This is a genomic window from Hwangdonia lutea (assembly GCF_032814565.1).
Classification (GTDB): Bacteria; Bacteroidota; Bacteroidia; order Flavobacteriales; family Flavobacteriaceae; genus Hwangdonia; species Hwangdonia lutea.
The window spans coordinates 567,192-588,966 of record NZ_CP136521.1 but is presented as its reverse complement, the minus strand read 5'-3'; the positions used below and the strand labels follow the sequence as shown (position 1 = coordinate 588,966).

At 36.6% G+C, this 21,775-nt stretch carries 13 protein-coding genes; 5 read left to right on the top strand and 8 right to left on the bottom strand.

Annotated features, from left to right (window positions below; genetic code table 11):
- Positions 1–2: 2 nt before the first annotated feature.
- From RNZ46_RS02550 to hutH, 7 genes are all read right to left on the bottom strand, one after another.
- Positions 3–575 carry an RNA polymerase sigma factor gene (locus tag RNZ46_RS02550; protein ID WP_316983825.1) on the bottom strand — a complete coding sequence of 191 codons (573 nt, stop codon included), beginning with the start codon at positions 573–575 and terminating at the stop codon, positions 3–5.
- A 147-nt stretch (positions 576–722) separates the two neighbouring features.
- On the bottom strand, positions 723–1,799 hold the full coding sequence (locus RNZ46_RS02545) for a hypothetical protein (RefSeq protein ID WP_316983824.1): 1,077 nt from the start codon (positions 1,797–1,799) through the stop codon (positions 723–725).
- A gap of 20 nt (positions 1,800–1,819) precedes the next feature.
- Positions 1,820–2,611, bottom strand: coding sequence for a hypothetical protein (locus RNZ46_RS02540; protein WP_316983823.1), 792 nt, complete (start codon positions 2,609–2,611; stop codon positions 1,820–1,822).
- A 61-nt stretch (positions 2,612–2,672) separates the two neighbouring features.
- Positions 2,673–3,836 carry a hypothetical protein gene (locus RNZ46_RS02535; protein WP_316983822.1) on the bottom strand — a complete coding sequence of 388 codons (1,164 nt, stop codon included), beginning with the start codon at positions 3,834–3,836 and terminating at the stop codon, positions 2,673–2,675.
- Positions 3,837–4,088: 252 nt separating this feature from the next.
- The gene (gene hutI, locus RNZ46_RS02530) at positions 4,089–5,327 is read right to left on the bottom strand and encodes an imidazolonepropionase (RefSeq protein ID WP_316983821.1); all 1,239 of its coding nucleotides are present in this window, start codon (positions 5,325–5,327) and stop codon (positions 4,089–4,091) included.
- Positions 5,327–7,324, bottom strand: a complete 1,998-nt coding sequence (gene hutU, locus RNZ46_RS02525) for a urocanate hydratase (RefSeq protein WP_316983820.1) — start codon at positions 7,322–7,324, stop codon at positions 5,327–5,329. The genes hutI and hutU overlap by 1 nt, the downstream gene beginning before the upstream one ends.
- A gap of 13 nt (positions 7,325–7,337) precedes the next feature.
- A complete protein-coding gene (gene hutH, locus RNZ46_RS02520) occupies positions 7,338–8,828 on the bottom strand; it encodes a histidine ammonia-lyase (RefSeq protein ID WP_316983819.1) in 1,491 nt (496 codons plus the stop codon).
- 83 nt (positions 8,829–8,911) lie between these two features.
- On the opposite strand from hutH, the gene RNZ46_RS02515 reads away from it, so the two are divergent.
- Together RNZ46_RS02515 and bamJ are read left to right on the top strand one after the other, a co-directional pair.
- A complete protein-coding gene (locus tag RNZ46_RS02515) occupies positions 8,912–9,793 on the top strand; it encodes a LysR family transcriptional regulator (protein ID WP_316983818.1) in 882 nt (293 codons plus the stop codon).
- A gap of 165 nt (positions 9,794–9,958) precedes the next feature.
- Positions 9,959–10,687, top strand: a complete 729-nt coding sequence (gene bamJ / locus RNZ46_RS02510; RefSeq protein ID WP_316983817.1) for a BamJ family beta-barrel-assembly machinery protein — start codon at positions 9,959–9,961, stop codon at positions 10,685–10,687.
- A gap of 85 nt (positions 10,688–10,772) precedes the next feature.
- On the opposite strand, the gene RNZ46_RS02505 is transcribed toward bamJ, so the two are convergent.
- Positions 10,773–14,876: an ATP-binding protein gene (locus RNZ46_RS02505; RefSeq protein WP_316983816.1), complete on the bottom strand. Its 4,104-nt coding sequence runs from the start codon at positions 14,874–14,876 to the stop codon at positions 10,773–10,775.
- Positions 14,877–15,183: 307 nt separating this feature from the next.
- Between RNZ46_RS02505 and RNZ46_RS02500 the strand changes: the two genes are divergently transcribed.
- The 3 genes from RNZ46_RS02500 (at position 15,184) to RNZ46_RS02490 (ending at position 21,774) form a co-directional block, all read left to right on the top strand.
- Entirely contained in the window at positions 15,184–16,548 is a 1,365-nt protein-coding gene (locus RNZ46_RS02500) for a Gfo/Idh/MocA family protein (RefSeq protein WP_316983815.1), read from the top strand.
- A 220-nt stretch (positions 16,549–16,768) separates the two neighbouring features.
- Entirely contained in the window at positions 16,769–19,876 is a 3,108-nt protein-coding gene (locus RNZ46_RS02495) for a SusC/RagA family TonB-linked outer membrane protein (RefSeq protein ID WP_316983814.1), read from the top strand.
- An 11-nt stretch (positions 19,877–19,887) separates the two neighbouring features.
- Positions 19,888–21,774, top strand: coding sequence for a RagB/SusD family nutrient uptake outer membrane protein (locus RNZ46_RS02490; protein ID WP_316983813.1), 1,887 nt, complete (start codon positions 19,888–19,890; stop codon positions 21,772–21,774).
- Position 21,775: the final 1 nt, after the last annotated feature.

Here is a 21,775-nt window from a genome sequence, read left to right as displayed (position 1 = left end):
TACTATATATTAATTTTTAAAGCCAACTCGCGTAGTTTTTTTACACATCGGTATTTTTTATTTCTTGTCGATGCGGGATCTAGCTTTAATTCGTTTGCAATGTCTTGCATTGATTTTTTATCAAAATAAAATTGACGTAAAAGCGATTTACAGGGTTCGCCTAAATTTTTAAAGGCATCCATGGTTATTTTTAACTTTTTATCTTCAAAGTCATCATTTTCGATATCATCATTTTTAATAACTTTCAAGGCTTCAATATTTAATAATTTTGAGTTTTTAAAAGCTTTGGATCTTAAAACATCAATCCATTTATTTTTTGCAATTCTGTATAAATAACCTTGTAAAGCGGTATCGTTTTGTGGTACGAACTTATCGTTTTTCACATGTTGCCAAACGGTTATAAAGGCTTCTTGATAAATATCTTTAGCATGTGCCACAGTGCCACTGTTCTTTAATACTAAGGCTTCAACCTTAGGATAATTTGCAATATATAATCCTTTTAAAGCAATAGAATTATTACTTTTAATAGCATCGAGAAGTTGTATTTGATGTTCAAGTCTGTAGGCTTGTCCCATAGTTGCAGCAATTCACAAGAAATATACAACTATTTTAAAATAATACAAATACTACATCGTTCAATGCCATAAGAATTCGTTTATCAACTTTTTAAGTCATTTTTTTCAAAATATTTATTACAAAAATATGCTTTGGTCCATAATTTTTTAATTTGGAATTTTTATAAACACCGAATGTGCGACACCGTATCCGTTGTTGCTGCTCAAGCTTGTGGCCGTACCGTTTTTCCACACTTTGGCGATATTGTTAGTGCCATTGCTTTCAACTCCGGCTACGTACACATCGCTACCGGAAACGAATATGGAATTTGCCCTGGCATATTTGGTGCCATCGGTAAGTTTGGTAGCAACACCGTTTTTCCATATTGTCGCGGCATCTTCAAATTGGTTGCCGGTATTTTGCATGCCGGCCGCATATACGTTGTTACCATCGACAAAAACAGATTCCACTAAAGCGTTTTTCGAGCCATCGGTCAAATCTATGGCAGTGCCGTTTTTCCATATCTTGGCCACCAATGTTTTGCTTTGGTTGTCATTGTATTCAAAACCGCCAACGTATACGTCGCTGCCCGAAACAAAAACAGAGGTTGCCCCAGCATATTTGGTACCATCGGTTAGGCTTGTGACTACACCGTTTTTCCATAGTACGGCAATAAACTGCCCACCGGCCGTATTTGCAGGAACTTGCCAACCTGCCACATATACATCGTTACCTGAAACAAAAACCGCATTGGCACTGGATTGGATGCCGTTGGATAGGTCGGTAACCACACCGTTTTTCCAGATCTTGGCGTTAAGCCCAATGGCGCCTTCCTCGAAACCAGCAACATATTGGTCGTTGCCGGAAACAAAAACGGAATATGCCCCAGAGTTTTTTGTGCCGTCGGTTAGGTTTGTGGCCGCACCGTTTTTCCATAATTTGGCAATGTTTACGCTGCCGTTGTATTCCAACCCTGCCGTAAAGACATCGTTTCCGGATGCAAAAACAGAATAGGCAATGCCCGATTGGTTGGAGCTGGTTAGGTTTTTGGCCACATTGTTTTCCCATAATTCTGGAATGGTTAATTGGGAACTTACTGGGTTTATGCCTGCAACGAATACTTGTGTCCCGGGATTTTCTTCTTGTTTGGTATTGGCATCGTCTTTACTACAGGCAAAAAAAGTAATGTTGAAAATTACCATTAAAAATAGAGCGGTTGTTTGTTTGATTAACGTATGTTTCATTTTTATTGATTTTTTTTTAATTATTGAACATCAGGATTATCGGGCTCTCTGTCAAAAATATCTGGAGTGCCATCGTTATCTCTATCGGAAAGTGTGGTTCTATCGCTAACTAACAATTGAAAGCTTAGTGGTAAAAACACATCCATCACCAAGTTGTCGAATTCATTGGTTGGACCCGCTGAAACTGATGAAGCCACCGAAAGCGTAGGCAATCCTTGAACTGCCGTAACATTAACCCAAACGAGTCCCGTAAAATTACCAAAGCGAATCAAACGGGAGCTAAATACCCTGGTAATGCCGTTTTCGCTAATTAGAGGCGGTTTGTTTTCGCACAATACCTCAAAATTATTACCGTTGGCCCCGTAAAAGGCAAACATTTTATCGTTTATTTCGCGGGCAATAATGTCATCTACTGTAAAATTAAGCGGATAAGTAGATAGTGGTACATACCGCCAAAGTGCGGCGTTGTTTCCGTTTCTAATAATGTTAACGCCTAATGGAGCGGTAAACTGGTCCGTGTCTTCCAAAGCGGTATAACCTTGCGGAATGGTTAGTCCCAAATACGGATGTTGACTGTGTATAAACTGTGTTCCGGGGTTGGCTAAAATGGGCACTTGTGCTAATGGTGGCGGTACACTGTTGCCATAATCCCAATAAGCAGCGATTGGCCCTATAACGGTATTGCTCGTGCAATTTATTCTAGGGGTATAGTTTGCTAGATTGTTTTGGTTGTTATCGCCATTATTATCTGAGCTGCATGATAGCACGTTTAAAATAATAAATAAAATACCGTATAGTTTTATTGATTTCATTTGATACTGTTTTTAGGTTTATTTTTAATACATCGTAGTAAAACTAAAATGTCATCATATATTAATTTTCAACTTCAAATTGATGCCATTCCTGGTTGTTTATTCTGTTATCGGTTCTTGGGTCGTAAAACGTATTGTTTGTCCCAAAATATTCGCCATTGGTATTTACCCAATAATATTTACTGCCATCTTCAACATTATAGCGTTCGCCAGTTGCCATGTTTGAAATTGTTGCACGCTCACCAATCATATTAACGGTTTTCGATTGTCCGGCACTATTCATGTCACTTCGTTTTAAAAACCCCGCATGATTAATATCTAAAATATCGCTATACGTTTTGCCAACGGACCGCGTGGTATTTCCTCTAGAATTTATGGCACGCATGCGTTGGTTGTGTGCTATTTGACTCTGTTTGGTGGCATTTGCCCAATATGCTTCATTGTGTCTAATACTTTGTAAAAGCGCTTTGTTTTTGTATTGTTGCCATGACATGTTTATTTGTGTGTTGGCCACAGAAAGAATATAGGCTTCCTTTGCTGTTTCAAAATGCTGCTCTGGCGCTTCCAGTTCGGTAGATTGCAAAGTCCAGCTTGTAAAGTTGCCTTTGGCTATTATAGATTGTACTAAAATAATGCAAGATCTGTTGCCGTTAGCGTCTGCCCAATCTGTACCTAAAACATGGTAGCGTCTGTTGCTGCCTGTTTTTAGCATGCCAGAATCAAACCGGTTCCAAAACTGTAAAACCCTCGGCATTTGATAGCTTTTGATAAGCTTATAGCCCTGCGATTTTGCCGAGGGTACAATATTGTTCTGAAGTATTTGTTGAAGCGTGTAAACGGGAGAAACTTGAACGTTAGGATTGTTGGCCATTTGAAGCGTTTGCAACGAGTATGCATCATTGGCATAGGCATAATTATAGGTTTCGGTTTTGTTTACCTTTATATTATTGGGCGCGGTAATGGTTATTTCAGCATTTTTTGCGGCGTTGTATTTCCAGTTTTCTGGTAATGGCATTCGACATATTACCATGCCGTTTCCATCATCGTAAATATTATGGTATTTTAATCCGTTTTGAGATGACGTAGTGTTTTTTTCTTGATTTTGATAATTATAGCCATGATCAAGATTTAAGTTACCAACCTCGTTATTTGGATTAGTAAAATTACAGGAAAATAAAGATGAAAAGGAAAGGATTGCAACTAAAAAAAGGCTCAATGGTCTCATAATACTATGTTTTATAAGATTACATCGAATGGCACAAAGAATGTCATCAAACTTGTTTGAAAATTGGAGTTTTTATAAAGAAAGAGAGGCTGTCTAAAAAGTTAATTTCTTCTCTAAATGTCGCATTGAGCGCCGTCGAAATGCTTTTGTTTTCAATGCATTAAAACTTCGACTGCGCTCAGTTTGACACAGGACATTCGCTTTTCAGATAGCTTATTTTAAATATTAAGTTGTAAGTGATTATTTTATTAACTATTCAACTTCCAATCCTTTTAAGTAAACTTTTTCTATGTGATGATTTCCAAATGAATACGGAATGAAACCATAAGAATTAATAGGTTTTGTTAAAATGAAATTAGCCAGTTTCCCTTTGGTGATGGAACCAACTTGCTGTTCCAATCCCATGGCATAGGCACCATTTATAGTGGCAGCGTTTATGGCTTCTTCGGGTGTTATTTTCATTTTGATGCATGCCGTAGATATTACAAAATTCATGTTACCCGATGGTGTTGAACCCGGGTTGTAATCGGTTGCTAAAGCTAACGGTAAGCCAGCATCAATCATTTTTCTTGCCGGAGTGTACGGAATACTTAAAAAATAGGAGCAACTCGGTAAAGCAACAGGCATGGTTTTGGTGTTTTTTAAAGCCGCAATATCTTCGTCTCGCATTATTTCTAAATGATCTACAGATAGCGCATTGTATTTTACACCAACTTGCACACCGCCAATGGCATTAAATTGATTAACATGTATTTTGGGAGTGAGCCCGTGTTTTTTGCCTGCTACTAAAATAAGTTCGGTGTCTTCTACCGAAAAGTATCCTTTTTCACAAAAAATATCGACGTATTCTGCGAGGTTTTCTGAGGAAATTTTAGGCATCACATCGTCAATTAACATTTTAAGATAGCCAGCTTTATTATTTTTATAGTTTGAAGGAACCGCGTGCGCGCCTAAAAAAGTGGCCTTTATCTCAATAGGATATGCTGCTTTTAAGCGTTTAATTACACGAAGCATTTTTAATTCGGCATCGGCAGTTAAGCCGTAACCCGATTTAATTTCAACAGCTCCCGTGCCTAATTGAATCACTTCTTCTAAGCGTGTTTTGCTTTGATTATATAAATCGTCTTCTGAAGTTTCCTGAAGTTTTTTTGCTGAATTTAAAATACCGCCACCGTTATTGGCGATGTCTTCGTAGGATAGTCCGTTGATTCTATCCACAAATTCACCTTCTCGATTTCCCGCATAAACAATGTGGGTATGCGAGTCGCACCACGAGGGTAAAATCATTTTTCCTGTGGCATCAACTACGGTGTCAAATTCTGCATTCGGACAATCATCCATTTTTCCATAATCTGAAATCAATCCGTTTTCAACCACTAAAAAAGCGTTTTTAATAGTTGGTAAAATCTTCATTTCCGCACCAGCGACAAAATCGATTTGCTTGTCGCGTACTTGAATGAGTTCTTTAATATTTTTAAAAAGTGTGGTCATTAAAATAAATCGTTTATAATATCATTTTCTACTAAATTGGGAATAGTGACTTTTAAATTGGGAGTCCGTTCCATTTCACGTTTTATGGCGAATAAAGCCTCTTCGTTTCTTGCCCAACTTCGGCGAGCAATACCATTGTTTACATCGTAAAACAGCATGCTTTTTAAACGGGCTTCGGCTTCGGGAGTTCCATCTAATAATAAACCAAAACCGCCGTTAATAACTTCGCCCCAACCTACGCCACCGCCATTGTGAATAGATACCCAAGTGGCACCTCTAAAGCTATCGCCAATAACGTTGTGTATGGCCATGTCTGCCGTGAATTTACTGCCATCGTAAATATTTGAGGTTTCCCTAAAAGGCGAATCGGTACCGCTAACATCGTGATGGTCGCGTCCCAACACCACGGGGCCAATGTTACCTTTCGCTATGGCATCGTTAAACGCTTTGGCAATTTTTGTACGTCCTTCGGCATCGGCATATAAAATACGCGCTTGCGAACCCACAACCATGTTGTTTTGTTTTGCGTTTTTTATCCAAGTGATATTATCTTGCATTTGCAATTGAATTTCTTCAGGCGAATGTTCCATAATTTCTTGGAGAACCGTTGCTGCTATGTCGTCGGTTTTATCTAAATCTTCTGATTTTCCCGAGGTACAAACCCAACGGAAAGGTCCAAAACCATAATCGAAACACATAGGGCCTAAAATATCTTGTACGTAGGATGCGTACTTAAAATCGATGCCATTTTCAGCCATCACATCAGCGCCAGCCCTTGATGATTCCAATAAAAAAGCATTTCCATAATCGAAAAAATACGTGCCTTTTTTAGTGTGTTTATTTATGGATGCTGCATGACGACGCAACGTCTCCTGCACTTTTTCTTTAAAAAGTTTTGGGTTCTCACGAATTAATCGGTTTGACGCTTCGTACGACATATCGACTGGATAATAGCCGCCTGTCCACGGAATGTGTAACGAAGTTTGATCAGAGCCAACATGCACATAAATATCGTCCTCATCAAAACGCTCCCAAACATCAACAATATTGCCGATAAAAGCCATCGAAACCACTTCGTTATTTTCTTGAGCCTGTTTTACTCTGAAAACCAATTCGTCCATATCATCAATTAAAACATCAACCCAACCTTGTTCGTGTCTTTTTGTTGCCGCTTTGGCATTCACTTCGGCGCAAACGGTAATGCAGCCCGCTATATTTCCTGCTTTTGGTTGTGCGCCACTCATACCACCCAATCCGGCAGTTAAGAATATTTTTCCTGCGGGAGTTTCTTCTTTTTTAAGAATTTTCCTGAAGGCATTCATAACGGTAATCGTCGTGCCGTGAACAATACCTTGCGGACCGATATACATAAAGGAGCCCGCCGTCATTTGTCCGTATTGCGAAACACCTAAGGCGTTAAACTTTTCCCAATCGTCCGGCTGCGAATAATTGGGTATTACCATGCCATTAGTTACCACAACACGTGGTGCGTTTTTGGAAGAAGGGAATAAACCCATGGGATGACCGGAATACAGATGTAAAGTTTGTTCATCGGTCATGGTTGCCAAATATTGCATTACCAAAAGGTACTGCGCCCAGTTTTGAAACACGGCGCCATTACCGCCATAGGTAATCAATTCTTCGGGATGTTGTGCCACGGCAGGGTCTAAGTTGTTTTGAATCATCAGCATAATGGCTGCTGCTTGCTTAGATTTGGCAGGGTATTCAGCTATATTTCGCGCGTATATGTTGTAGTTTGGTTTGAAACGGTACATGTAAATACGCCCAAAATCTAGCAATTCTTGGGCAAATTCAACAGCCAATTCGCGATGCCATTTTTTAGGGAAATACCGCAAAGCATTACGAATAGCGAGCTTTTTTTCTGCTTTAGATAAAATGTCTTTTCGCTTTGGTGCTCTGTTGGCATCTTTTGGATACCCGCGTTTTTCTGGTAATTCCGTAGGTATGCCTTGTAATATGTGGTCTTTAAAAGTCATTTTTTAGAATGTATTAATTTACAATAAAAACTTGATTTTTCACCATAGTAATTAATGCGTCAATGTCGTGCTTTAAAACCCGATCGTCTTCTAGTTTAGCAACTTTTTGTCTTATCATTTTAAAATTTTGTTCAATGATTTCTGAAAACGTATTGGGTCTTCTAAATTCCAGAGCTTGTGCGGCGTACATGAGTTCTATGGCTAGTATTTTTTCAATATTATCTAAAATTTGATTGAATTTACGCCCAGAAATACTGCCCATTGATACATGGTCTTCTTGCCCTAAAGAGGTTGGAATACTATCTGCCGATGGCGGAAAACACAAGGATTTGTTTTCGGTTACTAGCGCCGCTGTAGTGTATTGCGGAATCATAAATCCAGAGTTTAAGCCACCAGCTTCGGTTAATAACCGTGGCAATCCGTATTTGCCTTCTAATAATAAATAACAACGTCTGTCGGCTATATTTCCGAGTTCCGAGGCTGCAATGGATGCGTAATCTAGAGCCATAGCTAAGGGCTGTCCGTGAAAGTTTCCACCAGAAACAGCTTCGGTTTCGCTTAAAATAATTGGGTTGTCGGTAACTGCATTCATTTCAATTTCAGCCAATTCATTCAAATGATAATAGGCATTTCTTGAAGCACCATGAACCTGTGGCATACAGCGCATAGAGTAAGGGTCTTGCACGCGTTCGCATTTAAAATGATTTTCAAGATTTTGAGAATCTTTCAAAAACATTCTTATGCGTTCGGCTACTTTTATATTCCCTTTAAACGGACGAATTTTATGCAAGGCTTCTTTAAAAGGCGAAGCACTTCCTTGAAAACCTTCCAAACTCATCGTTCCGGACACATCAGCCAAATCAAGCAAATATGCCATTTTTTTTAACCCGATAATGGTATGCGCCAAAATAAATTGCGTGCCGTTTATTAACCCTAAACCTTCTTTGGCTTGCAATGTCATCGGTTTTAAACCGTGTTGTTTTAGTACGGTTTTAGTAGGTTTAATGCTGTTGCCAACCCAAAATTCGCCTTCGCCCAATAAGGGTAAAAACAAATGGGCTAGGGGCGCTAAATCTCCCGAAGCGCCAACCGAACCTTGCTCGGGGACAGTGGGTAATAAATCGTTTTCAATAAAATAAATAATGCGTTCAATAAGTTCTAATCGCACGCCAGAAAACCCTTGGCATAAGGCATGTACTTTGCAAATCATCATGATTTTAGAAAGTTGCTTGTCAATCGGGTTTCCAACACCAACCGCATGGGTAATCAACAAATTTTCTTGTAATTTACTGGTTTGCTCGGGTGAAATTTGAACGTCGCACAATGGCCCAAAACCTGTATTTATGCCATACACAGCCTTATTTGAACTGGCAATAGTTTCAACATTTTGTCGACATTTTTTTATATTGTTTTTAACATCTTCAGTAATTCCAGCGTGTAGCGTCCCGTTTGCAATGGCGATGGCTTTATCAACTGTAAGATGTTCTATTCCGTATTTAAACATGATTTTTTTGTAATTGATGTGTTAACAAAGTTATTCTTATTTTTGATGCTTATTAAGATTAATAATGTTGTTAATTAATAATCATGAAGCATCAATTAGAGTTAAGGCATCTTAAATATTTTATTGCTGTGGCGGAAGATTTACATTTTAGAAAAGCCGCAGAACGTCTGTTTATTTCGCAACCTGGATTAAGCCGACAAATAAAACAGATGGAAAATGATTTAGGCATTAAATTGTTTGAGCGCCACAACAGAAAAGTGGAATTAACAAAAGCCGGACAATTTTTGAAAACCGAACTCACTCAGCATCTAAAAGATTTAGACCGAATTTTTAATCAAGCCAAATTGTTAAATGATGGTATTGGTGGCGATTTAAAATTTGGTTATGTAGGCTCTGCCATGCAAGAAATTATACCAAATTTATTGTTAAAATTTAGAACAGAAAACCCCAATGCGCATTTTAGTTTAAAAGAATTGGACAACCAAAAACAAATAGATAGTTTGCTATCGCACGATATTGATATTGGTTTTGTGCGTTTGGAACGCGTACCAAGGGATTTACAGATAAAACCCATTTTAAAAGAGCATTTTTGCTTGGTGTTGCCCGAAAATCATCCGATAAACGCTACCAATTTTAAAAACCTCAAACAGTTTAAAAACGATGCTTTTATTCTGTTTGATTCAAAATATAGCGCTTCGTATTTCGAAAAAGTGATGCAAATTTTTGACGATAATGGTTTTACCCCCATTATTGCGCATAACACCATTCATGCAAGTTCCATTTATAAATTGGTTGAAAATGAATTCGGGATTTCCATCGTACCAAAATCGCTTCAAAATCAAAATATAAAAGGGGTGAAATTTATTGAATTGACAAAAATCCCTCAAAAAACCGTGCTTTCGGTCATCTGGAATAAAAAGAATAGAAACCCCATATTGCAAAAGTTTTTAACTCATATTAATTAGAAGAAGCAGTAAAAAACTAGCTTTGTTTACTGCAATAAAATTCCATACTTTTGGCATCGAATAAAAATTAACCATAAAAAATGAACTGCATAACCCAATCCAGATAACTATTATGGGTTTTTAAAAAAGCAGGACTTCTAACAATTAAAAATAAAAAATAAGTAGATGAAAACAATTAAAATTTTAAGTATCGCTTTAGTGGCAACCACATTATTTTCTTGTAATAATAATGGCCTAACCAACAAGCCGTTAAAAACGCAAGTGGATTCTGTAAGTTATGCCATTGGAATGGACGTAGCAAGAAATGTTAATACAAGTGCCTCTGAAATCGATAGAGATATTTTTATACAAGGTTTTATAAACACTTTAGACTCTACAGCAACATTGATTGAAGAAGATAAAGCCAGAGAAATTATAAATAATTACTTTAGATCTAAGCAAGAAGAAAACAGAAAAAAGCAACAAGCAGAAGCTTTAAAAAAAGCAGAAGAGCAATACAATGATGTTAAGGTTGCCAGCGAAAACTTTTTAGAAGAAAACAAAGCTAAAGAGGGTGTTAAAACCACAGCGTCAGGTTTGCAGTACATCGTTTTAAAGGAAGGCAATGGTGAGAAGCCAGAGGAGGCTTCCAAAGTAAAGGTGCACTACCACGGTACGACTATTGATGGCGAAGTGTTTGATAGCTCTGTGGACAGAGGTACGCCGTCTGAATTTTTCGTTAACCAAGTAATAAAAGGATGGACCGAAGGGTTACAGTTAATGCCCGTAGGATCAAAATACAAATTCTTTATTCCACAAGAATTAGCGTATGGAGCCTTTCCTCGTCAAGGTGGTAAAATTAAACCATTTGATGCATTAATTTTCGAGGTTGAATTATTGGAGATTGTTAAGTAAGGTATCTTTCCAAAATGATATAAAAAAGCAGGGAGTTTTTACTTTCTGCTTTTTTTATGCTAATAAAATGAAGCTTTTGGTTTTATTAAGAAGTTTCTAATTCTAAATCGGTGATATTGTGTTTTTTTAAGTATTTATCTATATCTGATTTAATGGCTTCCTTTTTAAAACTAACTGGTGTTTTCTTAAATTGTCTTTTAAAACATTTTGAAAAATACTTTGGGTCGTTAAACCCTGTTTTAAATGATGTTTCCGATATGTTATAACCATATTTTGTCATCAAGATAGCTGCCTTTTTTAATCTTATTAAACGTACAAAATCAATTACACTGTGTCCTGTTAAAGCTTGACATTTTCGGTATAACCTAGAGTAGCTAATATTTAATGAGGCTGCAAGGTCTTCCATTTTTAAATTCGCATCCGCTATTTTTAAATTTATTTTGGCGACCAGGTTTTCAAGAAAAATTTCGTCTTGTGATTTATTTATTAAAACTTCTGGACGACTAATAGCCTCTTTTCTGTATTTTGATATGATATGTTCTTTAGAGCTAATAATGTTTTTTATTTTTAGCAGTAATTCATTAGTGTTAAACGGTTTATTGATGTATTCGATAGCTCCAGATTTAAGACCTGAAATTTTAGATTTGGTAGAATTTTTTGCAGTTAAAAGCACCAATGGAATATGTTTGGTCAAATTATCCTCTTGAAGTTTTCGGCACATTTCTATACCATTAAGTTTAGGCATCATGATATCGCTTAGAATTAAATCAGGAAAATTACTTTTTGCATAATAATACCCTTCTTCGCCATTTTCTGCTGCAATAATATTATAAAGAGGCATTAAAAGCTCTTTTAAAAAGTTTTGGAGCTCATAATTATCTTCAACGATAAGTATGGTTTTTTTGTTTAAATTGTTTTCTCCTTCAACAATTTCCTCATCTTTTTCAACTTCAATGTTTAATGTGGGCTCTTCTATTTCACTGGTTGTGATTCGTTCAGATTCTGTATAGGCATCTTCACTAATTGGTAAGGTTACGGTAAATGTGGTTCCTTCATTTAAAATGGATTCAACCTCTATTTTTCCTTTATGTAAATCTATCAGTTCCTTGGTTAAAGCTAATCCGATACCTGAGCCTTTATTCTTGTTATTATGGTTAGATTGGTAAAACAACTCAAAAATGGTGTTCAATTCGTTTTTTGAAATACCTGGTCCAGAATCGGTTACCGAAATTTTTATCAATTTTTTAGAATTGGTGGGCACCACATTTAGCTGAATAAACCCTTCTTTTGGAGTAAATTTAAAAGCGTTTGAGAGCAGATTGTAAATTATGTGTTCTACTTTTTCTTTGTCGTACCAAACTTTAAGTGAGTTTTGAGGGTAATTAACCGTAAAATCTATATGTTTATTTCGTGCTAATTCTTTAAAAGACAATGCTATGTTTTCTATATTACGGCTCAAGCTATTTTTAGTGACTAAAAGTTTTAAGTTATTGAGTTCTTTGTCTCTAACCAACGTGAGTTCTCGAGCTATTTTTGAAAGCCTACTGGCGTTATTAGAGATAATATTTAAGCGTTGTTTAAGAAGCAGGTTTCCGTTTTGTTCAGCACGTTTTAACATATCTTCTATGGGGCCCAAAATTAAGGTAATTGGTGTTTGAATTTCATGTGACATTTTAGCGAAGAAATTCATTTTTAAATCATAAAGTTCGTGCTCTTTTTTGTTGGTTACTTTTTCTAAGAGTAATTTCTTTTTTAATAAATACCAACGCCGTATGCCATAAACTATCAATAATATTAAAGCTAAATATAATAGATAAGCCACAGGTGTGTTCCAAAAGGGTTGTGCAATTGAGATATGAATTTGTTTGGCGGGTATATCCCAGTTGTTCTTTTTAGTACCAGCTTTTACTTCAAAGGTATAATTGCCGGCAGGAATATTGGTATAGGTAGCAATACGCTCCGTATGATTGGTAATCCAATCTTTATCAAACCCTTTTAATCGATAAGCGTAATAATATTTGGGATTTAAAATATTATCTATAGCCGAAAACCGAAAAGAAAATGAGGACTGATTATTTTTTAAATCTAAAGATTTTAAATTAAAAGTGCCCGATGGGATTTGTAAAGGTAGAAGGGATTCTATAGGTTGATTAAGAATTTCAATGTCATTAATGTATAATTTTGGGTGGGATATATGCTTCTTGATATGATATGGGTTAAAAAAATTAACACCTTTAACACCTCCAAAATATAAAAGCCCGTCCTTGTCTTTAAAAGCACTTCTAGTTAAAAACATATTGTCTTGTAACCCATCGGAGTTGTAATAAACCGTACTTGTAGCGGATGTTAAGTTATAACGTATTAAACCATTATTGCTACTAAGCCATAGGTTGTCGCCACTAACCAATACAGATGCTAAATACCCATAATCTATAGATTCTAAATTATCTAAACTGCTGTAGGTTTTATTTTTGGTGTTGTATTTTAATAGTTTGTTGGTATTGCTAATTAACCATAGCTCATTAGCTTTTCCTACAGAGATGTATTTTATACCCATAACATCTCTTTCTTCGTTTTTAAAGTAAGGTTGCTTACTAAAATTAGAGTTCTGAAGGTTATTTATGTTTTCATTAAATTCAAAGAGGCCACTTCCGTTCATGCCTAGCCAAATTGTACCGTTTCTATCTTCTGCTATGCTTAGTAGTATTGAGCCTTCAATTTGATGTGTGTTTCTGTTAAAAGAAGCCAGTAATTTACGATTACTATCATATATGTTTATGGCAATATTGGAACCAACCCATATGCGGTTTTTAGAGTCTTTAAATACGGTCCTTACATCTGTTCCTACCTGATTTTTTGAGTTTACAATCTTTATTTTTTTAAATGTATTGTTTTTGGCGTCGTGATAATAAAGACCGTTTTTATAAGTGCCAAACCATATGTTTGCCTTGGAGTCTTCTGTAATAGATTGAACATAAAACCCCTCGTTTAAACCTAAATCATTAAAAAATTGAGATTCGGTTACAATCTCATTTTTTGAATTTTTGGTTACTTTAGTTAAACCAACACCATCAGTACCTAACCATAGTTCATTTTTATTGGTTTTGTAAATACTAAGTATGCGTTGTGGAATATTATTGGCCGTCCCTGGGTGGTAGTTAATATCACTATTTTTATAAGGAAGGATGTTTAGCGTTCCAGATTTTGTGGTAATCCAAATGTTATTGTGATTGTCTTCACTAACGTTTAAAATTGTATTGCTATCTAAAGAAAACTTATTTGCATTATGCTCTGTGAATAAATCTATTTTTCCGGTATTGGAATTTATCTTGTATAATCCGCCACCATCAGTACTTCCCCAAATATTCCCTTTGCTGTCGCAAAATAAAGATAGAAACATTTCCTTGTTTATGTTATATCTATCTTCACTAAAAAAGGAATCTTGTATAAATTCTTTTTTGTTTGTATCATATACAAATAATCCCAAAGTTTCGGTGCCAATCCAAAGTTTATTACGTTCATCGGTGGTTAGAATAACATGGCCTGGGTAATCTGTGTAGGGGCCTACAAGGTCAGTAAGCTGTTTGGTTTTTATTGAGTAGCGAAATACCTGTCCTACCTTGGTGCTTACATATAAATCGTTCTTGTTTATCAAGCACATGTTTTCAACTTGGTAGTGCGTATTTGTTGTAGCATTGCTATTGAAAATATAGCCCATTTCTTCAACCTTAGATTGTTGGTAGCGATATAATTTATTGTTAGGTGTTAAAAGCCAAACAGCATCACCTCCCGAATAAATTTTGTTTACAGGATGTTTTAATAGTTCTGAGACTTGCTCGAATGTGCCTTGGGTGCTATTATATTTACTTACCAATCCGGATACGGTTACAAACCAAATGTTTTTTTCGCTGTCCGAAAGGATATTCTTAACTCTATCTGGTTGCTGCCAATCTTTAAAGATGTCCTTATCATTGATAGCTCTATAATTATAACCATCAAACTTTAAAATACCCGTTGTAGAAAGTACCCACATGTTTCCTAGGGCATCTTGAGTGGTTTTAGAAACAAAAACTCGCTTATTATTTAAAAGTGGCGTAACATGATCAAAATTAGAGTAATTCTGTCCATATAATAATGTGCTGCACCAAGTAATAAATATTATAAAAAAACCATGTTTTATTGTAAGCATTTACTAGTGTTTATGGGTTAAAGTATAAATCTGAATATTAGCTTATTTAAGCGACTAGGCCTTCTAAAAAAACACAAGTGCTTGGTCTGTAAATATATTAATTATTGTTTTATAAGGAGATATAGAATTTACACCAACATACATAAAAGAGGATAAATTCGTCAAAAAAGTGGATTTTTTATACTAACAACCTCTAGTGTTAAAATTTTCCACCTAATTGAATATATTTTAACCATATATTGAATTTAAAAACATCATATTTGAAATGCAAAAACTAACATAAAATAACATTTTTAATAAACCATAGATGAATTCAAGACGAAAATTTGTTAAGCAAACAACTTTGGCTGGGGCTGGTATAACCATGCTGCCAAATCTGTCTTTCGGATTGCAAAAAGGAACATCAAACCAAAAGCTTAAACTCGCTTTTATTGGTGTAGGGTTAAGGGGCACAAACCACCTTAATAATGCTTTGCAGAGAAAGGATATTGAAATTACAGCCATTTGCGATATAGATTCCAATCGCATTAAAATTGCTTTGGACAACATAAGTAAGGCGGGATTTGTTAAACCTCAGGTTTTCGGGAACTCAGACTACGATTATCGTAACTTATTGGAATTAAAAAACATCGATGCCGTTATAATCTCCACACCTTGGTTGTGGCACACAAGAATGGCGGTCGACTCTATGAAGGCTGGAAAATACACTGGTTTAGAAGTGTCGGCAGCAAATACTTTAGAGGAGTGTTGGGATTTGGTAAATACCCACGAAGAAACCGGATCGCATTTAATGATTCTTGAAAATGTAAACTACCGAAGAGATGTGTTGGCCGTATTAAACATGGTAAAGCAAAATGTTTTTGGCGAGCTGCTGCATTTTAGATGTGGTTACCAGCACGATTTAAGGGGCGTAAAGCTTAATGACGGAAAAACCGCTTATGGTAAAGGTGTTGAATTTGGTGAAAAAGGAATTTCAGAATCGGCTTGGAGAACACAACATTCGTTATTGCGAAATGCCGACGTGTATCCAACACACGGGTTGGGGCCTATAGCGGTTATGGCTGATGTAAATAGAGGAAACCGGTTTGTGTCTTTAACATCTCATGCTACAAAAGCTATTGGCTTAAACAAATATATTGTAGAAAACGGGGGGAAAGACCACCCCAATGCCAAATTAAAATGGAAACAGGGCGATGTAATTACCTCAACCATCGAAACCTCCAATGGAGAAACCATTATCGTTACCCATGATGTTAATTCTCCACAACCTTACTCTTTGGGGTTTAAGGTTAAGGGATCGCAAGGAGTAACAGATTTCGATTATCACACACAACGAATTCATGTAGAAGGCATTACCAAAGGACATGGTTGGGAAGACATGGATGCTTGGTTTGAAAAATACGACCATCCACTTTGGAAAAAATACGGAGATAGTGCAACCGAAGCCGGTCATGGCGGTATAGACTTTTTTGTTTTAAATGCTTTTGTAGAATCTGCCAAAGAAAACATAGCGCCACCAATGGATGCCTATGATGCCGCAGCTTGGAGCGCTGTAACACCATTATCAGAACTGTCAATAGAAAACAATGGCGAGCCACAAGATTTTCCAGATTTCACCCGAGGCAATTGGATAAAGCGAAAGCCGTATAACTGGATAAAGGATACCTATTAAGAATAATAATTTTTTTTTGAATTAGTTTTTTTTGAGAAAGAAAGGGTGGATATCATTCATCCTTTCTAAATCAAAAAGAAAATTCTTAAAGCACGAAATAACAAATAATTTAAACCAACAAACCAATTAAATTTTTTTAAACTATGACAAAGATTACAATTAATAATGATTTATTAATTAACATTTAAACCGAAACCAAACAACTAACTAAATTAAATTTATGAAAAAATTATTTACTTGTTTATTGATTTTTGGGCTCAGTATTAATATAATACAGGCGCAAGAAAAAACGATTACAGGAACTGTAATTGATGATGCTGGTATACCTCTTCCAGGGGCAACCATACAGATTAAAGGAGAATCTAAAGGAACCACCACCGATTTTGATGGAAATTATTCTATTCAAGCCAATGTTGGTAATATTTTAGTGTTTTCTTACGTCGGTTATGCAAATCAAGAAATCGAAATTAAAAACCAAACCACAATAAACGTTACCCTAAACCCGGATAATAAGCTGGACGAGATTGTGGTAATGAGTTTTGGTACGCAAAAAAAGAGAAACGTTATTTCATCGGTTGCTACTGTAAAACCTACAGAATTAAAAATAGCATCCAGTAACTTAACAACGGCTTTAGCGGGTAAAGTACCTGGTTTAATTTCGTATCAACGTGGTGGAGAACCTGGTAGGGACAACGCCGAATTCTTTGTAAGAGGTGTTACTACTTTTGGTTACGCTTCCAGCCCATTAATTTTAATTGATGGTGTTGAGTTAACTGTAAGTGATCTAAGAAGGTTGCATCCCGATGATATCGCCGAATTCTCAATTATGAAAGATGCGTCAGCCACAGCACTGTACGGAGCTCGTGGTGCTAATGGTGTTATTTTTGTAACCACTAAAGAAGGGGTTGAAGGCCCAGTAAGGGTTGCGGTAAGAATGGAAACCTCTACTTCCCAACCAACTCGAGATATCGAACTGGCAGACCCGATTACCTATATGAGAATGGGTAACGAAGCGGTTAGAACTAGAGATCCATTAGGCTTGTTGCCATATTCGTTGGAAAAAATTGAAAATACGGTGGCTGGAACAAACCCAATTTTATATCCAACCACAGATTGGTATGCAGAGCTTTTTAAAGATCGAGCAGCCAGTCAACGTTTAAATTTTAGTTTAAATGGTGGTGGTAAAACGGCACGTTACTATGTGTCTGTTGCAGGGAGCCAGGACAATGGTATATTAGAAGTACCAAAAGTGAGTAACTTTAACTCCAACATTAAATTTAAGCAATACAATTTACGTTCTAGTACAAACATAAACTTAACAGAAACCTCTAAATTAAAGTTGAGCTTTAATGTTAACTTTGAGGATTACACCGGACCTATGGATGGTGGTTCAGCGGTTTACAATCAAGTGATGCGAACAAACCCAGTGTTGTTTAAACCCTTTTACGAGAAAGATGCGGCCAACGAATTTACCAATCACATTTTATTTGGAAACTTTGGAAACGGAGACTACTTAAATCCTTATGCACAAATGGTAAGAGGTTATCAAGAAGGCGACAACACCAAGGTTATTGCACAGCTGGAATTTAACCAGGATTTTGATTTTATAACTGAAGGCTTAGATTTTAAATTGGTTTTTAACGGTACGCAAAACTCGAGCTATCAAGCTTTAAGATCGTACCGCCCATACTATTATCAACCCCGATTAAATCCAATTACAGGCGAGGTTGTTTTAACCCCCTTAAATGAGGAAGAGGGTACCGAAACTTTAAGCTTTACGCAAAGAAACAGGTTTATATCATCATCAACTTATATTGAGTCTAACGTGTCTTACAATAAAGAGATTGATGAAGATAATGAACTAAGTGGCCTATTGGTATTTACTATGAATAATAGATTATCAACACTAGGTGATGGCGATTTAGGAGCTTCTGAAGCACAACAGCTACAAAAATCTTTGGCTTATAGAAATATGGGGCTTTCAGGTCGTTTTACTTACGCCAGAAAACAAAAATATTTTGCCGAATTTAGTTTTGGTTACAATGGTTCAGAGAGATTTGCCAAAAACGAGCGTTGGGGATTCTTCCCTTCATTGGCTTTAGGTTGGATGACATCCGACGAGAAATTCTTCGAGCCTGTTAAAAATGTAATAACCAAATTAAAGGTTAAAGGTTCTTATGGATTGGTTGGTAACGACCAAATTGGTGGGCCAAACGATAGGTTCTTTTACCTATCTCAGGTTAACTTAAGCTCAGGTCAACATGGTTATGTGTTTGGAGAAAACTTTGGAAACTACAATTCTGGGGTAAGTATCGAGCGCTATGCCAACGACCTTATTACATGGGAAACGGGTAAAAAAATGAATATTGGTGTAGAAATGGAATTGTTCGATAAAGTAGATCTTGAAGTCGATTTCTTTAGAGAAGACAGAGAAAATATTTTGGCTAACAGAGTATTGCCATCGAGCTTAGGGTTGCAAGCCGGAGTAAGAGCTAATATAGGTGAAGCTAGAAGTCAAGGTATAGATGGAACCATAGTATATTCTGATGATTTTGCTAATGGCGATGGTTGGTTACAGTTTAGAGGTAATTTTACCTATGCAAAAAACAAAATCACCAAAATGGAAGAACCAGATTATTCTGCTACACCGTGGTTATCTAGAATAGGAAAACCTATAAACCAAGTTTGGGGCTATGTTGCAGAACGCTTGTTTGTAGATCAAGCCGAGGTAAATAACTCCCCTGAGCAAACCTTTGGCGAATATTCGGGAGGTGACATTAAGTATAGAGATATAAATGGCGATGGTAAAATCTCAGCCTTAGACCGTGTGCCTATTGGAAATCCAACAGTGCCTGAAATGACTTACGGTTTAGGTTTATCTGCAGGATATAAAAATTTTGATGTATCTTGTTTCTTCCAAGGCTCGGGTAATTCATCCTTTTGGGTTAACCCATACAACACCGCACCATTTGTTGGAGAACGCCAATTGTTAAAGGCGTGGGCCGATGATTACTGGTCTGAAACCAATAGAAACATTTATGCGAAATGGCCAAGACTTTCTGATACTTATGTGCAGAATAACAACCAAACCAATACTTGGTTTATGCAAGACGGTGCCTTTTTAAGGTTAAAACAAGCTGAAATCGGATATAGTTTGTCTGATAAGTTGATAACGAAACTTAAAATGGAAAAAGTAAGATTTTATGTAAGCGGTACTAATTTACTTGTGTTAAGCAAGTTTAAATTGTGGGATCCTGAATTAGCTGGTAATGGATTAAATTACCCTAATCAGCGCGTGTTTAACTTAGGTGTAAATCTTTCATTTTAAAAAAAATAAATATGAAAAAAAATATATATATAACAATAGTTCTTTTAGCAAGTATGTTTCACTCTTGCGAAAGAGATTATTTAAATGTAGTGCCCGATAATGTGGCAACTATAGACAATGCCTTTTCAAACAGGTTTAATGCCCAAAAGTTTTTGTTTACGCTTTATTCGGCATTACCAGCACCAGGTAGTACAAGTAACCCTGCCTTAAATGGTGCCGACGAAATTTGGTATCCAGAAACCGAGAGAAACAGAGCGGGCGTAAGAATTGCACAAGGTTTTCAAAGTGCTACCAGCCCAAGTTACAACCTTTGGGGCGATAATGGATTGTATGAAGGGATAAGAAACTGTAATATTTTCTTAAGCAGAATTGATGGCGTTCAAGGCCTCCAAGAATATGAGAAAACAATTTGGAAAGCAGAGGCTAAAGTACTAAAGGCGTATTATCACTTTTATTTGGCAAGAATGTACGGCCCCATAGTAATCAGTGATGAGTTAGTTGCCGTATCCGAATCTTTAGATAATGTAAATACCAGTAGAAATACCATAGATGAGGTGTTTACTTATGTGGTTGATTTACTTAACGAAGCTTTAGTAGACCTACCTCTTACCTTACAAAATGATAGTGAGGAATTAGGAAGAATAACACAGCCTATTGCAGCAGCAATTAAAGCACGGGTTTTAATTACTTACGCGAGCCCATTGTTTAATGGAAATTCAGTATACAGTGGCTTTTTGAATCATGATGGCGAACCATTTTTTCCTCAAGCCTATGCTCCAGAGAAATGGGAGAATGCAGCAACTGCAGCTAAAGAGGCGATAGATTTATGCCACGATGCAGGCTTCCGATTATTTCAAAAAGAAGATTATGTTAACAGATCAGGTAATCCTATTACATCGGATATAACACTGCTTAAAGCAGGATTAAGAAGTAGAATGACCGAAAAATGGAACTTTGAGATAGTTTGGGGTCATACAGGGTCTACCTCGGGGATAGAGTTTGAATCAATGCCTCGTTTGTATAATTATTTAACAAACCCGGTTGCTTCTAGACATGCGCCTACATTGCGTGTTGCAGAGATGTATTATTCAAAAAATGGAGTACCTATAGAAGAGGATGTTAATTATGATTACGCCAACAGGTATAAGTTGAGAAGTTCTTTAGAAGCCGATAAATACCATGTGGAAGAAGGACAAAGAACAGCTATCTTAAATTTTGATAGAGAAACCCGTTTTTATGCCGATTTAGCCTTCGATAGAGGGGTTTGGTATGGTAACGGCGCTAACGATGAAAGCGACCCATGGTATGTACATGCCAGAGGTGGTGAGTTTGCCTCGGTATTTGAAATATCTCAATATTCTGTAACAGGGTATTGGCCTAAAAAATTGGTGGCTATTCCTACTCAAGTTAATAACGGAACCTCTTTAAGTACAACACGCTATGCGTTTCCAATTATTCGTTTAGCCGATTTATACTTATATTATGCTGAAGCTTTAAATGAAACCAAATCGGCTCCCGATGCACAGGTATACGAGTATATCGATTTGGTGCGCGAAAGAGCAGGCTTAGGTACTGTGGTAGACAGTTGGTCGGCTTTTTCAAACAACCCTACGAAGCCAACAACCCAAAATGGTATGAGAGAGATCATTCAACAAGAAAGAATGATTGAAATGGCTTTTGAAGGTACAAGGTTCTGGGATTTAAGACGGTGGAAGTTAGCTAAAGAACACATGAGTAAGCCTATTAAAGGTTGGAATGTTTTAGAAGAAGAAGCTGATGATTATTACACGGTTCGTACCTTATATAACCCATCGTATTCTGAGAAAGATTATTTATGGCCCATACCGGAAAACGAAACAATTAAGGATCCTGATTTAATCCAAAACCCAGGATGGTAAA

Excerpts from the sequence above, each read along its gene's own strand:
- RNZ46_RS02490 (WP_316983813.1), top strand. The coding sequence starts at position 19,888 with ATGAAAAAAAATATATATATAACAATAGTTCTTTTAGCAAGTATGTTT.
- bamJ (WP_316983817.1), top strand. The coding sequence starts at position 9,959 with ATGAAAACAATTAAAATTTTAAGTATCGCTTTAGTGGCAACCACATTA.
- RNZ46_RS02535 (WP_316983822.1), bottom strand. The coding sequence starts at position 3,836 with ATGAGACCATTGAGCCTTTTTTTAGTTGCAATCCTTTCCTTTTCATCT.
- RNZ46_RS02550 (WP_316983825.1), bottom strand. The coding sequence starts at position 575 with ATGGGACAAGCCTACAGACTTGAACATCAAATACAACTTCTCGATGCT.
- RNZ46_RS02495 (WP_316983814.1), top strand. The coding sequence starts at position 16,769 with ATGAAAAAATTATTTACTTGTTTATTGATTTTTGGGCTCAGTATTAAT.
- RNZ46_RS02500 (WP_316983815.1), top strand. The coding sequence starts at position 15,184 with ATGAATTCAAGACGAAAATTTGTTAAGCAAACAACTTTGGCTGGGGCT.
- RNZ46_RS02505 (WP_316983816.1), bottom strand. The coding sequence starts at position 14,876 with ATGCTTACAATAAAACATGGTTTTTTTATAATATTTATTACTTGGTGC.
- RNZ46_RS02545 (WP_316983824.1), bottom strand. The coding sequence starts at position 1,799 with ATGAAACATACGTTAATCAAACAAACAACCGCTCTATTTTTAATGGTA.
- hutU (WP_316983820.1), bottom strand. The coding sequence starts at position 7,324 with ATGACTTTTAAAGACCACATATTACAAGGCATACCTACGGAATTACCA.
- hutI (WP_316983821.1), bottom strand. The coding sequence starts at position 5,327 with ATGACCACACTTTTTAAAAATATTAAAGAACTCATTCAAGTACGCGAC.
- hutH (WP_316983819.1), bottom strand. The coding sequence starts at position 8,828 with ATGTTTAAATACGGAATAGAACATCTTACAGTTGATAAAGCCATCGCC.
- RNZ46_RS02540 (WP_316983823.1), bottom strand. The coding sequence starts at position 2,611 with ATGAAATCAATAAAACTATACGGTATTTTATTTATTATTTTAAACGTG.
- RNZ46_RS02515 (WP_316983818.1), top strand. The coding sequence starts at position 8,912 with ATGAAGCATCAATTAGAGTTAAGGCATCTTAAATATTTTATTGCTGTG.